General features: G+C 58.7%; 13 protein-coding genes. 6 read left to right on the forward strand and 7 right to left on the reverse strand.

Annotated elements, in window-relative coordinates; genetic code table 11:
- The first annotated feature begins 24 nt into the window (after positions 1 to 24).
- From acrD to AB1748_RS15090, 4 genes are all read left to right on the forward strand, one after another.
- Positions 25 to 3141 carry a multidrug efflux RND transporter permease AcrD gene (acrD, locus tag AB1748_RS15075; protein ID WP_111139340.1) on the forward strand — a complete coding sequence of 1039 codons (3117 nt, stop codon included), beginning with the start codon at positions 25 to 27 and terminating at the stop codon, positions 3139 to 3141.
- Positions 3142 to 3716: 575 nt separating this feature from the next.
- Entirely contained in the window at positions 3717 to 4085 is a 369-nt protein-coding gene (locus tag AB1748_RS15080) for an ArsC family reductase (protein WP_111139363.1), read from the forward strand.
- Between the two features lies 1 nt (position 4086).
- Positions 4087 to 5214 carry a succinyl-diaminopimelate desuccinylase gene (dapE, locus tag AB1748_RS15085; RefSeq protein WP_111139339.1) on the forward strand — a complete coding sequence of 376 codons (1128 nt, stop codon included), beginning with the start codon at positions 4087 to 4089 and terminating at the stop codon, positions 5212 to 5214.
- A gap of 22 nt (positions 5215 to 5236) precedes the next feature.
- Positions 5237 to 5425: a YpfN family protein gene (locus AB1748_RS15090; RefSeq protein WP_111139338.1), complete on the forward strand. Its 189-nt coding sequence runs from the start codon at positions 5237 to 5239 to the stop codon at positions 5423 to 5425.
- 33 nt (positions 5426 to 5458) lie between these two features.
- Here the strand turns inward: AB1748_RS15090 and ypfH are convergent, their stop codons facing one another.
- The 6 genes from ypfH to dapA form a co-directional block, all read right to left on the reverse strand.
- On the reverse strand, positions 5459 to 6139 hold the full coding sequence (gene ypfH, locus AB1748_RS15095) for an esterase (protein ID WP_111139337.1): 681 nt from the start codon (positions 6137 to 6139) through the stop codon (positions 5459 to 5461).
- Between the two features lie 73 nt (positions 6140 to 6212).
- Positions 6213 to 8201: a tRNA(Met) cytidine acetyltransferase TmcA gene (locus tag AB1748_RS15100; RefSeq protein ID WP_367395687.1), complete on the reverse strand. Its 1989-nt coding sequence runs from the start codon at positions 8199 to 8201 to the stop codon at positions 6213 to 6215.
- Complete coding sequence (locus AB1748_RS15105) at positions 8201 to 9067, reverse strand: neutral zinc metallopeptidase (protein ID WP_111139335.1); 867 nt, start codon at positions 9065 to 9067, stop codon at positions 8201 to 8203. The genes AB1748_RS15100 and AB1748_RS15105 overlap by 1 nt, the downstream gene beginning before the upstream one ends.
- A gap of 126 nt (positions 9068 to 9193) precedes the next feature.
- Positions 9194 to 9907 carry a phosphoribosylaminoimidazolesuccinocarboxamide synthase gene (gene purC / locus AB1748_RS15110; RefSeq protein ID WP_111139334.1) on the reverse strand — a complete coding sequence of 238 codons (714 nt, stop codon included), beginning with the start codon at positions 9905 to 9907 and terminating at the stop codon, positions 9194 to 9196.
- A gap of 144 nt (positions 9908 to 10051) precedes the next feature.
- Positions 10052 to 11083: an outer membrane protein assembly factor BamC gene (bamC, locus tag AB1748_RS15115; RefSeq protein WP_111139333.1), complete on the reverse strand. Its 1032-nt coding sequence runs from the start codon at positions 11081 to 11083 to the stop codon at positions 10052 to 10054.
- Positions 11084 to 11097: 14 nt separating this feature from the next.
- Positions 11098 to 11976, reverse strand: a complete 879-nt coding sequence (gene dapA / locus AB1748_RS15120) for a 4-hydroxy-tetrahydrodipicolinate synthase (RefSeq protein WP_111139332.1) — start codon at positions 11974 to 11976, stop codon at positions 11098 to 11100.
- Positions 11977 to 12119: 143 nt separating this feature from the next.
- Here dapA and AB1748_RS15125 point away from each other — a divergent pair, with 143 nt between their 5' ends.
- Together AB1748_RS15125 and bcp are read left to right on the forward strand one after the other, a co-directional pair.
- On the forward strand, positions 12120 to 12701 hold the full coding sequence (locus tag AB1748_RS15125; protein ID WP_111139331.1) for a glycine cleavage system transcriptional repressor: 582 nt from the start codon (positions 12120 to 12122) through the stop codon (positions 12699 to 12701).
- 153 nt (positions 12702 to 12854) lie between these two features.
- Positions 12855 to 13322: a thioredoxin-dependent thiol peroxidase gene (bcp, locus tag AB1748_RS15130; RefSeq protein ID WP_111139330.1), complete on the forward strand. Its 468-nt coding sequence runs from the start codon at positions 12855 to 12857 to the stop codon at positions 13320 to 13322.
- Positions 13323 to 13401: 79 nt separating this feature from the next.
- Here bcp and AB1748_RS15135 read toward each other — a convergent pair whose 3' ends face one another.
- Positions 13402 to 14967, reverse strand: a complete 1566-nt coding sequence (locus tag AB1748_RS15135; protein ID WP_367395688.1) for a sensor domain-containing diguanylate cyclase — start codon at positions 14965 to 14967, stop codon at positions 13402 to 13404.
- Positions 14968 to 15181: the final 214 nt, after the last annotated feature.

The following is a 15181-nucleotide window of genomic DNA, read 5'->3' on the forward strand; positions in this document are numbered from 1 at the left end:
TAAATACTGAGGAGTGTCGATTTAATGTCGAATTTCTTTATCGACCGCCCCATCTTTGCCTGGGTGCTGGCGATTCTGCTCTGTCTGTGCGGAGCCCTGTCGATCATGTCACTGCCTGTGGAACAGTATCCCGACCTGGCGCCGCCCAACGTGCGGATCACCGCTAACTATCCGGGCGCGTCCGCTCAGACACTGGAAAATACCGTCACCCAGGTGATCGAGCAGAACATGACCGGCATCGACAACCTGATGTACATGTCCTCCAACAGCAGTAACACCGGCCAGGCGCAAATCACCCTCACCTTCCGCGCCGGCACCAATCCCGATGAAGCCCGTCAGCAGGTGCAGAATCAGCTGCAGTCGGCGCTGCGTAAATTGCCGCAGGCGGTGCAGTCGCAGGGCGTTACGGTCAACAAAACCGGTGACAGCAATATTCTGATGGTGGCCTTTGTCTCCACCGACGGCAGCATGGATAAGCAGGATATTTCAGACTATGTGGCCAGTAATATTCAGGATCCGCTGAGCCGCATCGACGGCGTGGGTCAGGTTGACGCCTACGGCTCACAGTATGCGATGCGCATCTGGCTCGATCCCAACAAACTGATCGCCTATGCGCTGACCACCAATGATGTGGTCAGCGCCATTCAGTCCCAGAACAGTCAGGTGGCCGTGGGTCAGGTGGGTGGCCTGCCGTCGGTGGAGAAACAGGCGCTGAACGCCACGGTGAACGCCCAGTCGATGCTGCAGACGCCCGAGCAGTTCCGGGCGATTACTTTAAAAAACAATCCCGACGGTTCCGTGGTCACGCTGGGGGATGTCGCCAGCGTGGCGCTGGGTGCCGAGAAGTATGATTATCTGAGTCGCTACAACGGTCAGCCTGCCTCTGGCCTGGGGGTGAAGCTTGCCTCCGGCGCCAACGAGATGAACACCGACAAGCTGGTGCGGGCGCGCATTGAGGAGTTATCGCACTACTTCCCGCACGGGCTGGAAGCAAAAATTGCCTATGAAACCTCCCCGTTCGTTAAGGCGTCAATTACGGACGTGGTAAAGACGCTGCTGGAGGCGATCGTGCTGGTCTTTGGCGTGATGTATCTGTTTATGCAGAACTTCCGCGCCACCCTGATCCCGACGATTGCGGTGCCGGTGGTGCTGTTCGGCACTTTCAGCGTGCTCTACGCCTGCGGGTTCAGCATCAATACTCTGACCATGTTTGCCATGGTGCTGGCGATCGGGCTGCTGGTGGATGACGCCATCGTGGTCGTGGAAAACGTGGAACGACTGATGCAGGAAGAGGGACTTTCGCCCCGCGCCGCCACACGAAAATCGATGGGGCAGATTCAGGGTGCGCTGGTCGGCATCGCGCTGGTGCTCTCTGCGGTGTTTGTGCCGATGGCTTTTTTCGGCGGCACCGTCGGGGCCATCTATCGTCAGTTCTCGATTACCATCGTCTCGGCGATGGTGCTGTCCGTGCTGGTGGCGATGATCCTGACCCCGGCGCTGTGCGCTACGCTGCTGAAACCGGTCGCCGGGGGCGATCCGCACGCGCGGCGCGGCTTCTTCGGCTGGTTTAACCGTCACTTCAATCGCAACGCAGACCGCTATGAGCGCGGTGTGGCGGCGCTGCTGCGACGGGGCGGTCGCTGGCTGCTGCTCTATCTCGCCCTTATCGGCCTGATGGCCTTCCTGTTTCTGCGTCTGCCCACCTCATTTCTGCCGCTGGAGGATCGCGGGGTCTTCCTGACACAGGTTCAGCTTCCGGCTGGCGCCACGCTTGAGCAGACGGCCAGCGTGGTAGCGAAGGTCGAAAACTACTACCTGACGGAGGAGAAGGCGAACGTGCTGTCGGTCTTCGCCACCATCGGCGCTGGTCCGGGTGGCAATGGGCAGAACGTGGCGCGCCTGTTTGTGCGGCTGAAAGACTGGGAAGCGCGACCCGGCGCTGATCGCACCTCTTTCGCGATTATTGAACGCGCGACCCGGGCGTTTCAGAAGATCACCGAGGCGCGGGTGATTGCCAGCAGTCCGCCCGCCATCACCGGCATGGGCAGCAGCTCCGGCTTCGATATGCAACTGCAGGATCATGCGGGCATCGGCCATACTCAGCTGATGGCGATGCGCGACCGGCTACTGGAGATGGCGGGTAACGATAAGGCGCTGTCACGGGTGCGTCACAATGGTCTCGATGACAGTCCGCAGCTGCAGATTGATGTGGATGCGCGTAAAGCGCAGGCACTGGGCGTCTCGCTGGATACCATCAACGACACCCTGACCACCGCCTGGGGCTCCAGTTACGTCAATGACTTCCTGGATCGCGGCCGGGTGAAAAAGGTCTATGTGCAGGCCGCCGCCGAATTCCGCATGCTGCCGGATGACATCAACAAATGGTACGTGCGCAACAGCAGCGGCGGCATGGTGCCCTTCTCCGCCTTTGCCACCAGCCGCTGGGAGACCGGCTCACCGCGACTCGAACGCTACAACGGCTACTCCTCGCTGGAGATTGTCGGTGAAGCGGCCAGCGGCGTCAGCAGCGGCACGGCGATGGATGAGATGGAGAAGCTGGTGAACGCGCTGCCGCTGGGCGTGGGGTTCCAGTGGACCGGTGCCTCCTATCAGGAGCGGCTCTCCGGCTCCCAGGCTCCGGCGCTCTATGCCATTTCACTATTGGTAGTGTTCCTCTGCCTGGCCGCACTGTATGAGAGCTGGTCGATCCCCTTCTCGGTGATGCTGGTGGTGCCGCTGGGGGTGGTCGGCGCGCTGATTGCCACCTGGCTGCGCGGCCTGGAAAACGATGTCTACTTCCAGGTGGGTCTGCTGACGGTGGTAGGCCTCTCCGCGAAAAACGCCATCCTGATTGTGGAATTTGCCAACGAGATTAACAGTAAAGGCCGTGAACTGGTGGAATCAACACTGGAGGCGTCACGTCAGCGCCTGCGGCCGATTCTGATGACCTCGCTGGCCTTTATCTTCGGGGTGCTGCCGATGGCTATCAGCAGCGGAGCAGGCTCTGGCAGCCAGCATGCTGTGGGAACCGGCGTGATGGGTGGGATGATCTCTGCCACTCTGCTGGCGATCTTCTTTGTGCCGCTGTTCTTTGTGCTGGTCCGCCGTCGCTTCCCGCTGAAAGAGAAGCCGCAAGACTAGCGCCCAATAAAAAAGCGGCCACTGAAATCAGTGACCGCCTTGTTTCTGTGTGTGGTAAGAATTCCAGCAAGCGGGATGGTCCTGCTATTCCCGAGGTGGGTTACTTGTTACGTAACATCGCTTCGATAAATTCTTTCCAGGTTCCCATTTCGGTGTCAATCATGATGCCCTCTCTTATTGTGATGGCAATGTTACGCCTTTTTTTTATTCAGGTGAATACGGTTACACCTGTTAACTTTATCGGCAGCAGCACGAAAAACATGAATATTGCTGATTTTGTAAGCTGACGCACATTTCAGCAACTGACTGAGGCGGTTGAAATTAATTTTTTTTAAGCCCAGCGGTAGACGATTTTATCAACATAGCGAAATTCTTAATGTGCCAATGATGACAAACGTAATGATTGCAGATGAAATTGATAGCGATTACCCACTGAGAAACGGCGCATGGCCGCCGGTTCATTCGGGGCCGTTTCCCGCGTCCGCGCAGATGCCGCAACGGATCACACTATGCTAAACTCGCGCTCTGGCTGCTTTTTTCAGCTTAACGCTCAACATGACAATAAGGATCAGGCGATGTGCACGCAGTGGGTGATGTTCGGGATTAAAAATTGCGACACCATAAAAAAAGCCCGGCGTTTTTTAACGGCGGCGGGTATCGACTATCACTTTCACGACTACCGTGCCGATGGCCTGAGCGAAGCCCTGCTGCAGGCGTTTATCGATGCGCTGGGCTATGAGGCGCTGCTCAACACCCGTGGCACCACCTGGCGCAAACTGCCCGACGCTGAGCGTGAAGCCGTCACCGACGCCAGCAGCGCCCGCGCACTGATGCTGGCCCATCCCGCCATGATTAAGCGTCCACTGCTGCGCACTCCGGATGGCACCCTGCTCGCCGGTTTTAACGAAGCCACCTATCAGAATGCTATCCAGGAGAAGTCATAATATGTTTTGCCCGGTCATTGAGCTGACGCAGCAGCTTATTCGTCGCCCCTCTCTCAGCCCCGATGATGCCGGCTGTCAGGCTCTGCTGATCGCCCGTCTTGAAGCCATTGGCTTTAAGATCGAAACCATGAACATCGACGACACCCTGAACTTCTGGGCCACCCGGGGCGAAGGGGAAACGCTGGCATTTGCCGGCCATACCGATGTGGTGCCGCCTGGCGATGCCAGTCGCTGGATCAATCCGCCGTTTGAGCCCACCATCCGCGACGGCATGCTGTTTGGTCGCGGTGCGGCTGACATGAAAGGGTCGCTGGCGGCGATGGTGGTCGCGGCCGAACGCTTTGTGGCGGCGCGTCCGCATCACAGAGGACGGCTCGCCTTTATGATCACCTCGGACGAAGAGGCCAGCGGGGCCAATGGCACAGTAAAAGTGGTAGAGCGGCTGATGGCGCGCCGGGAACGGCTCGACTACTGTCTGGTCGGCGAGCCCTCCAGCACCGAAGTCGTCGGTGATGTCGTGAAGAATGGCCGTCGCGGTTCAATCACCGCCAACCTGACCATTCACGGTGTGCAGGGCCACGTCGCCTACCCGCATCTGGCAGATAACCCGGTGCATCGGGCGATGCCTGCGCTGAATGAGCTGGTGGCAACCGAGTGGGATCAGGGGAATGAGTTTTTCCCGACGACCAGCATGCAGATTGCCAATGTGCAGGCGGGCACCGGCAGCAACAACGTGATCCCCGGTGAGCTGTTTGTGCAGTTTAACTTCCGCTTCAGCACCGAACTGACCGATGAGTTGATCCGTCAGCGGGTGGCAGAGCTGCTGGATCGTCACCAGCTGCGTTACACCATCGAGTGGAAACTCTCCGGTCAGCCCTTCCTGACCGCACGCGGTAAGCTGGTTGATGCCGTTGTAAAAGCTGTAGCGCACTATAATGAAATTAAGCCACAGCTGCTGACCACGGGCGGCACCTCCGATGGCCGCTTTATTGCCCGGATGGGTGCGCAGGTGGTGGAGCTGGGGCCGGTGAATGCCACCATTCATAAAATCAATGAGTGTGTGAAAGCCTCCGACCTGCAGATGCTGAGCCGGATGTACCAGCGCATCATGGAACAACTGATCGCCTGACGGCGGTTTAAAGGAGCAGCAAATGGAATTTATTAAAGATTACTGGTGGATCCTGGTGATCCTGCTGATGGTTGGCGTGCTGATGAACGTTTATAAAGATCTGAAACGCATCGATCACAAAAAGTTTATGGAGAACAAACCGGATCTGCCGCCGCATCGTGATTTCAACGATAAGTGGGATGACGAAGACGACTGGCCGAAGAAGAAGTAAATGAAAAAAGCCCCTGTGATGCAGGGGCTTTTTTTACATCATCGCGATCACATCATCGTCGCCGGGTTTTGCGCCGCTCAGCGCCTCATCGAAGTAGCGTTTCGGCACCGTATAACGCAGATGATTGAGCGCCAGTTCCATGCTGCGGTGGTCGATAGCGTGGCCCAGATCGTCAACGATATCCAGCGTCACGTCGCCGCCGCGGGCAATCAGACGCTGCTCCGCCTGCTGCGCATGATGCAGCGGGATCTGCTCATCGTAATCACCGTGGATCAGATGGATCGTGGTGCGGGTCGTGGCCTTTTCCGGCAGCGTAATGAACCGCCCGTTAAAGATCACCGCACGACTCGCCAGATCGGCATGCGCCTTAACCCCTTCCAGCACCATACTGCCGCCCTGCGAAAAGCCGATTAAGGCGGTCGCCTCCGACCGCACGCCACTCTTCTTCTGCCAGTGACGCACCGACTCCACGAATTGCGGCATCGCCGCATCCACCCGCTGCTGGATAGTCTGATCGTGCAGGTCCGTTTCACCGAACCACTGACGCACTGCGCCCGGCGAGCCGACGGAGACCACCAGCGCCTCCGGGAAGGTCCTGGCAAACCAGCTGCCGATTTCACCCATTGAATCGGGGTTATCGCCGACGCCGTGGTAGAGCAGAAATAGCTGAGCGGCGGTGGCTGGCTGTTGAACGATTACATATTTCAGTGTCATGTTGACCTCCTGAAGCCACTCTACGCCGCCTGACGCAAAATGACAGGGGGATTATTTGAACCCGCTGGTCGAATTATTTCAACGGCAGGCAGAGCTGCTCCGCTGTCACACCCAGGGAATGGAGTCCGGCTGCAGCTCGCTGACGCAGCACCGCAATCAGCGCTTTACGTCCGCTGACGCCCGCCTGCTGAGCGAGTTCGCTAAGCGCGTCAGGGGTTGTCACCGCCGCCAGCAGCAGCGGATCGGGCACGGCAGCAGCCTCCACCAGACGCTGCAGCACCGGCAGGCTTGCTTCCAGTGGCCGCTGCGCCCAGGCAAAACCGGCGGCCAGCTGAATATCCTGATCGTTCAGGCCGTCATCCGCGACGGTTTCCAGCGTCAGTTCCAGCTCAAGAAAGTGTTGCATCCGTGGCCAGTCGCGCGCCAGCTGCGCGACGGCGCGGCGCTGCAATGCGTTGCCCGCCGCCGAACAGGGCCGCATCGCCATCGCGGCGTAGCAGCCGCTGCTGGCTTCACGCTGGGTACCTATCCGCACCAGCGTAAAACCACAGGCGCGCCAGAAGGCCCAGAGTGAATGAGTGTAGCCGAAGCTGACGGAAAGATAGTCGTGCCCGGCGGCCGCGCTGGCCGCGGCAGCCACCAGCTGCTGCCCGATGCCCTGACGACGGCTCTCCGCCGCCACGGCTATGCGGCTGATCCGCAGCGACCGCAGGGTCGCCGCCTCCGGCAGTCCCGCATGTGCCGCCAGCGACTGCGCTACCAGATTGCCCCGGGGTCGCCGGGTGCCCGCCCAGACCGCCTGCGCCAGGTCCGGCTCCAGCCCGCCCTCCTCCACCAGCCAGAGCGCGCCCTGCAGGGCGGACAGCGAGCCAGCGCGCCACAACTGCATACCGGGCGCATCCAGCAGGCGGCGCAGATCGAGCGGCGAGGTGCGATAGTGTGCGCTGGTGAGCAGACGGTAAGCGGCCTCCAGCGCGCTGAAATCGCCCGGTGCTACCCGCTGCGGCGTGACCGGCGCAGCGGATGCCGGTTCGACCGCCGCCGCATCCTCAAACAGCAGCGCCTGATTCAGCCACTGCTCCAGCGGGTCGGCACGCGACCAGCGCAGAGGCTCATCCAGCGTAAAATAGTGCACGTCCGCCAGTCCGGCGCAGAATTTCAGGATAAAGCCGCGCCCGCTGCCTTCGTAGCCCTGAACGGTGGTCGTCAGCAGAACGCGGGGATAGCGGCCGACCAGCGCCTGCAGCAACGGCGCCGGGATGGCCGCAGCCTCATCCACAATCAGCCACTCCGCCGCGGGCGGCGTCTCCAGCGCCAGCAGCGCATCCGGTGCCATAAAGTGAAACTGCTCAGCGGCAAAGGCAGCCAGCACCGTCGTGGAGGCTCTGGCGGGGGCCGTGACCAGACAGGCACCCGCCTGGCGCGCCAGCATTCCCGCCAGCGCCGATTTACCGCGGCCCCGCGCCGCGGTCAGTACCGCCACACCCGAGGGCATAGCCATTAGCTGATCGAGTATCGCCCGCTGCTGCTGCGGTGCCTGGCAGTGCCATCGCGGCCACGCGGGCCGGGACGGAAACCGGCAGGGCTGATGCTGACGCGCCAGCAGGAGCTGGTCGTCCGCCGTGATGAGCTGTTGCAGATGATGAACAAAATGCGGCGTGGCGATGGGGCTGGCAACGTCCCCCCAGCGCAGGCTGTCACCATCGGGCTGCTGCGGCCACTGATCCCAGGGCGGCACCAGCAGCAGGAGCCAGCTTCCGGCGGTGAGCGTACCGGCCAGCGCCGCGAACGCCTCGGCGTGAAAGCCGTAACGGGCGTCGAACAGGGCATGACGAAATTCACGGCCAAGCAGCGTGCGAACCGCAGCAGGCGGTACGTGCAGAGCCGGTGCGTCAGCCGGATCCGCAAATAGCGGTGCCGGACTGACGATCGGCCAGTCACCCGCGAGCGTGTGACGCCACTCTGCCGCCTGCGATAAACACCAGGCCGGGTCGCCGCTGATCACCGCCAGACGACGCACACCGGCCTGTTCCATCTCCTGCGTCAGACGCTGCAAAGGCATCAGTTGCTGGCGAAGGTGTCGCACTGTCCCGGATTGCCACCGTCAAAACCGCGCTTAAACCAGGTGTAACGCTGCTCGGAGGTGCCGTGGGTAAAGCTGTCCGGCACGACGCGGCCCTGACCTTTCTGCTGCAGCCGGTCATCACCAATCGCCTCGGCGGCATTCAGTGCTTCCTGCAGGTCGCCCGCCTCAAGGATATTTTGCTGCTGCATATAGTGTCCCCAGACGCCGGCAAAGCAGTCTGCCTGCAGCTCCATCTTCACAGAGAGCTGATTGACCTGTTTCTGACTGGCGCCCTGCTGCATCTCACGCACTTTCGGTTCAATACCCAGCAGCTTCTGAACGTGATGGCCCACTTCATGCGCGATGACATAGCCCTGCGCAAAGTCGCCGCCCGCGCCGAGTTTAGTTTTCATCTCGTCATAGAAAGAGAGGTCGATATAGACGGTCTGATCGGCAGGACAGTAGAACGGCCCCATTACCGACTGTCCGGTGCCGCAGCCGGTACGGGTTGCGCCGCGATACATCACCAGTTTCGGGGCGACATACTGTTTATTCATCTGCCGGAACAGTTTGTCCCAGGTATCTTCGGTGGTCGCCAGAATGACTTTGGTGAATTTCGCGGCCTCTTCATCATTGGCGCTGACGCTGCGCGTCTGCTGCTGACTGGTCGGTGCCACCTCGCCCCCCGTCAGCAGCGCGGTCAGGTCGTAGCCGTAATAACCGGCAATGGCCACCACAATCAGAATGACAATGCCACCTTTGCCGCGCGGCAGACGAATCTGACGGCCTCCGCCGCCAAAACCGGACGATTGACCACGACGGTCCTCTACATTGTCGCTTTCGCGACGCCCTTGCCAGCGCATGCTGTATTCCCTCAGACATTTTCAGATGGCATGATTTTAGTTGTGTGACGACGCAATCACCAGCTTTACGCCAAAATGAAAAAGGAGAGCCGGGGCTCTCCTTTTGCGGCGGTGCGCTGGGCAGACTCAGTCGAGTGTGACACCCAGACGCTGCGCGACCGCTTCATAGGCTTCCACCACGCCGCCGAGGCTCTGACGGAAGCGATCTTTATCCATTTTGTCGAGCGTCTCTTTGTCCCACAGGCGGGCACCGTCTGGCGAAAACTCATCGCCCAGCGTCACTTCGCCGTTAAACAGGCCAAACTCCAGCTTGAAGTCGACCAGGATCAGGCCCGCATCGTCGAACAGTTTGCTCAGCACGTCGTTAGCTTTAAAGGTCAGCTCCTGCATACGCGCCAGGTTCTGTCTGCTGACCCAGCCGAAGGTTTCGCAGTAGGATTCGTTGACCATCGGGTCATGCTTTGCATCATCCTTCAGGAAAAGATCAAACAGCGGCGGATTGAGCACCATTCCCTCTTCCACGCCCAGACGTTTTACCAGCGAGCCTGCGGCGCGGTTGCGAACCACGCACTCTACGGGCACCATCTCCAGCTTCTTCACCAGCGCTTCGGTATCCGACAGCAGCGCTTCCATCTGGGTCGGGATCCCCGCTTCCTGCAATTTGGTCATGATGAAGTGGTTAAACTTGTTGTTAACCATTCCCTTGCGATCAAACTGCTCGATTCGGGCGCCATCACCTGCTGACGTATCATTGCGGAATTCGAGTATCAGCAGATCCGGGTTATCGGTGCTGTATACGGTTTTCGCTTTACCGCGATACAACTCAGCTCGCTTTTGCATCTTGTTCACTCCAGACTTGAAATAACGGGTGGTGAGCGGCCAGTGCCGCTGCGGCGATTGCCTTGACGCAATCGTTTACTTCGCCGCGCGCTATTATGCCAAAAACAAAAAAAAAGGCCGGAGAATCTCCGGCCTGAGGCAACTTTATTTGTTCAGCGCCGCCTGGAACACGGCCACCAGCGCATCGTTCTGCGACTGGGTCAGCACATGCCCTTTCGGGTCGATGAATTGCAGACTGGTGCGGTTGTCGAGATCGCCGACCTGCACCTTGTAATCGCCGTTCGGCAATTCAGGATCTTTCGCGCCAATCTCATCCCATTCGCTGCTGCTCAGTGACTTATAGGTCACCTTCATGCTGCCGGTTGAGCGGGTGGTATCCGTGACTTCCATGCCGACACGCTTCATCGCATCCGGCAGACGCTGCCAGGCCGTGTTGTACGGTGACCGCAGGATCAGCATCGGCAGGCCGGTGTCGTCCGCGCCGCTCTGCACGTCAATCGATCCGGTCACGCGGCCGGAGGCGGCGTTTTCACTGGCCGTTTCGATCTTATCCAGACCGGTACTGAGATCGTTCAGCATCTGTGCGGTGTAACGCTGGATCTGCACCGGCGAAGTGACGGTTTTACCCGCCTGCTGCAGTTCCAGCAGACGCACGGTCACCTGCTGCTGATAGCTCTGGGACTGCACGCTGATCTGGTAACGACCACGATACTGCTGGTCTTCATCGGCGCGGTTCCACTGCACCCAGTCGGTCGTCAGCTGCTGGCCTGCATCATTACGTGAAGCGATAGGGAAGTTGTAAGACTGTACAACGTTAACGAGCTGAGGCCAGACTGAACCCCGGCTGTTTTCAATCATCAGTGCGCCGCTGTTGTTGCTGAACTGTGCGCGGGTGCCGTTCATCAGCGCCAGCGGCTGGGCTGGCGGACGAATGTCGAGCTGTTTGCCGACCGGTGCCTGGCTGGCGGTGCGCGGCACGTCATAGTCACCGCGCTGAACCGGCAGGATCATGCCGGCAGGCGCTTTGAGTTCGCTCAACTGGCTGGCTTCAAGATAAGATTCGTCGCCGCTGACCTGACGTTTATAACGCTGATCGCTGGAACAGGCCGACAACAGCATCAGAGTAGAAAGGCCCACTACTGTGGCGACTGTTGACCGCTTTACTGAGTAATTCATTCAAACTCCCTAAATTATCGCAAACCCGCTTTCACCAGCGCCTGCTCCACTTTCGGCTGGCCGGCTGCAGTCAGTGGCGTCATTGGCAGACGCAGCGTGTCGTTAGCGATTAATCCTAGCTGTTTCGCAGCCCATTTCACCGGGATAGGATTGGGTTCACAGAAAAGCGTCTGGTGCAGGTGCATCAGACGCTGATTCAGGCGGCGAGCCTCGACGAAATTGCCCTGCTGTGCGAGTTGACACAGTTCAGCCATTTCGCGCGCAGCCACGTTTGCCGTCACCGAAATGACGCCTTTGCCGCCCAGTTGCATAAAGTCCAGTGCAGTCGCGTCATCGCCACTGACCAGAATGAAATCGTCATCAACCAGCTCTTGGATCTGACTAACCCGCGATAAGTTCCCGGTCGCCTCTTTGATTCCGATAATATTTTTGATTTCGGCCAGGCGGGCGACGGTTTCCGGCAGCATGTCACACCCGGTGCGTGAAGGCACGTTGTAGAGCATCTGCGGCAGGCTGGTGCTGTTCGCGATGGCTTTAAAGTGCTGGAACAACCCTTCCTGCGTCGGGCGGTTGTAATAAGGCGTGACGGTCAGGCAGCCCACCACACCGGAATGTTCAAAACGCTTCGTCAGAGAGATGCCTTCAGCGGTGGCGTTGGCGCCGGTTCCGGCAATCACCGGAATACGGCCATCGGCCAGTTCCAGGGTCAGCATCACCACATCACCATGTTCTTCATGGCTCAGGGTAGCGGATTCGCCTGTGGTGCCCACGGAAACGATCGCCGCGGTGCCGCTGGCGACATGATAATCAATCAGTTTTTTCAGACTCGACCGGCAGACATTACCGCTGTCATCCATTGGCGTAACGAGTGCAACAATACTTCCCGTAAACATTGGCGATCCCCTCGACAAACAAGTGCTTCATGGTACGTTTTACACTTAGGGAAAAGCAAGCCAGCCTCGCTATTCCCGCGCTTGTCAGCAGTTTTTTTTATGTTTACCTTATGGTTATTAGCGAAAGCAGAGGAAAAGCCATTTTGTCGCCATCTCAGCCCCATCATCTGGTGATCACCGCCCTCGGTGTTGACCGTCCGGGTATCGTCAATACCATTACCCGACACGTCAGCAGCTGCGGTTGCAATATCGAAGATAGCCGTCTTGCCATGCTTGGGGATGAGTTCACCTTTATTATGCTGCTGTCGGGCAGCTGGAACGCCATTACGCTGATTGAGTCGACGTTGCCGCTGAAAGGCGCAGAGCTGGAACTGCTGATCGTGATGAAGCGCACCAATGCCCGGCTGCGTCCGCCAATGCCCGACACCGCGTTTATTCAGGTTGAGGTCGCCGATTCGCCGCATACCATTGAACGCTTTACCGATCTGATCGATAAACATCAGATGAATGTGGCGGAACTGGTGTCGCGCATTATACCCGCGCAGCGCGAATTGCCGCCAACGCTCTATATTCAAATGACAGCCCATTGTCCGACACGGACCAGCGGCACAACGTTTGAGCAGGCGTTTAACGCGCTCTGTCAGGAGCTGAATGCGCAGGGGTCGCTACGCCTCTATAGCGCATCAGATGCCGACAGCAGCGAATCTGTGAGCGCAGTACGCTAAGCTTGGTCTGTAAGCCGGAGGTATTTCTCCACATGACTGGCGGCTGAGTATGCGGCTATGTGGTGAAATACCCCTGAAGGTGATTTTGCCTCTGGCCGTTTCTGGCCGGATAGTGTATTACCCACAGCCTGAATAAAAAAATGGAGAGATGTGATGAATCCACTGAAAGCCGGAGATACCGCACCCGCATTTAGCCTGCCCGATCAGGATGGTGAACACGTAAATCTGACCGACTTCCAGGGACAGCGCGTTCTGGTCTACTTCTACCCGAAGGCGATGACACCGGGCTGCACCGTGCAGGCGTGCGGTCTGCGTGACAATATGGATGAGTTGAAGAAAGCGGGCGTGGAAGTGCTGGGTATCAGCACTGACAAACCAGAAAAACTGTCACGCTTTGCTGAAAAAGAGCTGCTGAACTTTACCCTGCTCTCAGATGAGAATCATGAAGTCTGCCAGGCGTTTGGCGTCTGGGGTGAAAAAACGTTCATGGGGAAAACCTATGACGGTATTCATCGCATCAGCTTCCTGGTCGATGCTGAAGGCAAGGTTGAAAAAGTCTTTGATAACTTTAAAACCTCGAATCATCATGACATGGTGCTGGAGTACGTTAAGTCAGCCTGATGTTCAGGGGCGCGGCCGTTGAGCCGCGCCCTGCCTGCCCCGCGTTATCCCTGCGCTGCCCCTTTTTCTCGCCCGGACTTCAGGACGCCGCAACAATCACGCAGTTGCGCCCGGCATTTTTCGCCTGATAAAGCGCCGCATCCGCCTGTTTTAAGCTGCCTTCCAGCCCCCCCTCCGCTGACCCGTTCCAGGCCGCCACGCCGATAGAGAGGGTGATCCTGCCGACATCGGTGAGCCACGCTTCTGCGATGCCAAGCCGCACGCGCTCTGCGATGATCTGCGCCTCATCCAGTGACGTTCCAGGCAGCAGCATCAGAAACTCCTCTCCGCCGTTGCGACACACCACATCAGACTGACGGGCGCTGGCCCGCAGCGTGCTCGCCACCTGCTGAATGACCCGATCGCCTACGTCGTGTCCCCAGCTGTCGTTAACGTTTTTGAAGTGGTCGATATCCAGTGCCAGCACCGCAAATGGCTGACGCAGCGTGCGGTAGTACTCCAGCACCGCGTTAAGCCCCCGGCGATTCAGCAACTGGGTCAGCGGATCGGTCTGCGCTTCCGAGTTAAGACGGCCGATTTTATCCTGCACCAGACCGATGCCGGTGAGCAGCGCCCGCTTGACCTGCGCCGCCTCGAAATACCATGCGGTGATGCCGCCAATCTCCTTCGAGACCCCCTGCACATCCATCCGGCTGGCTTTGCGGGCCAGCTGGAAAAGCGGACGGGCAATCAGTCGCGCCAGCACCACGGCGACCAGCAGGGTCAGCAGCGCAAAGGGGACCGAGTTTTTCAGCACTTTCATCAACAGGCCCGAGAGCGGATTCAGCGTCGTATTGATTGGCTTCAGCGCCACCACCGTCCAGCCTGTCGTCGGCACCACTGCAAATCCGGCCAGCTGCATGGATTCCCCGGAGCCGTCGAGTATCAGCGACCCATTGGTCTGCTCGTCACGGGGGCTGACAATGGCGGGCAGAATTTTGCCTATCAGCTGACGATTCTGGTGATAGAGCACCTCATTATTGCTGTCGAGCACATAAACCGTGGTGCCATCCCGGTAGAACTGCTCACCCAGCAGCGCATTCAGAATGCTTTTTTTCTTCAGATAGATCGTGCCGCCGACATAGCCGAGATAGTCGCCATCGGCGCTCCAGATTGGCCAGGAGACAAACACCAGCAGATTATTGGCGGCAGAAAGCGTTGGCTTACTGATGATCGGCTGCCGCAGGGTCAGCGCTTCCCGCGAGGCGTCGCTGGTAAGACGTATTCCCTGCAGCGTCAGTGATTCCGGCGAAATCGCTTTAACCATCCCCTGCGCATCTACCACCGCCACCGAGTTGAAACTGGTGGTCTGTTCACGAAGGCGGTTAACCTCGCTTTTCAGCAGCGCATCATTGTAAAAGTCACGGCTCAGCTGATTGGCGCTGTAATGGAGCTGGGACTGCGCCAGCTGGAAGAAAATTTCGCTGGTGGAAGCCAGCTTGGCGGCATAGGCCCGGTTAGCTTCGAGCGTGGTATCAATCAGCACCTGCCGCTGTACCCGCCAGGTGGCGTAAAGCGTGTTTGCCAGCGTGATGACAATGCTGACAATCACCAGCAGGGCGATCAGATTGCGCAAATCGGCCTTGGGCCGAAAGAGCTTTAGCATGGCGTCGCCGCCCTGAAGAAGAGTGTCATGTCCTGAATGCCTGATTATTTTAATGTGCCAGAAGCCCTGATATCCGGGCGTAAGTCTACACGGTGTCACTCTTTTTGAGCAGCATTAAGACAAATTTTAGCGTACAGAATCCAGATTAGCCCGGCCCTGATTCACGTCTATGCAAGATTGTCAGTACGCCAGGAGAAGGGAGAATGAGTGATGA

This window comes from Pantoea sp. Ep11b (assembly GCF_040783975.1).
Classification (GTDB): domain Bacteria; phylum Pseudomonadota; class Gammaproteobacteria; order Enterobacterales; family Enterobacteriaceae; genus Pantoea.

Bases quoted from the DNA above. Each gene is read 5' to 3' on its own strand.
- acrD (WP_111139340.1), top strand. From the start codon at position 25: ATGTCGAATTTCTTTATCGACCGCCCCATCTTTGCCTGGGTGCTGGCG.
- AB1748_RS15080 (WP_111139363.1), top strand. From the start codon at position 3,717: ATGTGCACGCAGTGGGTGATGTTCGGGATTAAAAATTGCGACACCATA.
- dapE (WP_111139339.1), top strand. From the start codon at position 4,087: ATGTTTTGCCCGGTCATTGAGCTGACGCAGCAGCTTATTCGTCGCCCC.
- AB1748_RS15090 (WP_111139338.1), top strand. From the start codon at position 5,237: ATGGAATTTATTAAAGATTACTGGTGGATCCTGGTGATCCTGCTGATG.
- ypfH (WP_111139337.1), bottom strand. From the start codon at position 6,139: ATGACACTGAAATATGTAATCGTTCAACAGCCAGCCACCGCCGCTCAG.
- AB1748_RS15100 (WP_367395687.1), bottom strand. From the start codon at position 8,201: ATGCCTTTGCAGCGTCTGACGCAGGAGATGGAACAGGCCGGTGTGCGT.
- AB1748_RS15105 (WP_111139335.1), bottom strand. From the start codon at position 9,067: ATGCGCTGGCAAGGGCGTCGCGAAAGCGACAATGTAGAGGACCGTCGT.
- purC (WP_111139334.1), bottom strand. From the start codon at position 9,907: ATGCAAAAGCGAGCTGAGTTGTATCGCGGTAAAGCGAAAACCGTATAC.
- bamC (WP_111139333.1), bottom strand. From the start codon at position 11,083: ATGAATTACTCAGTAAAGCGGTCAACAGTCGCCACAGTAGTGGGCCTT.
- dapA (WP_111139332.1), bottom strand. From the start codon at position 11,976: ATGTTTACGGGAAGTATTGTTGCACTCGTTACGCCAATGGATGACAGC.
- bcp (WP_111139330.1), top strand. From the start codon at position 12,855: ATGAATCCACTGAAAGCCGGAGATACCGCACCCGCATTTAGCCTGCCC.
- AB1748_RS15135 (WP_367395688.1), bottom strand. From the start codon at position 14,967: ATGCTAAAGCTCTTTCGGCCCAAGGCCGATTTGCGCAATCTGATCGCC.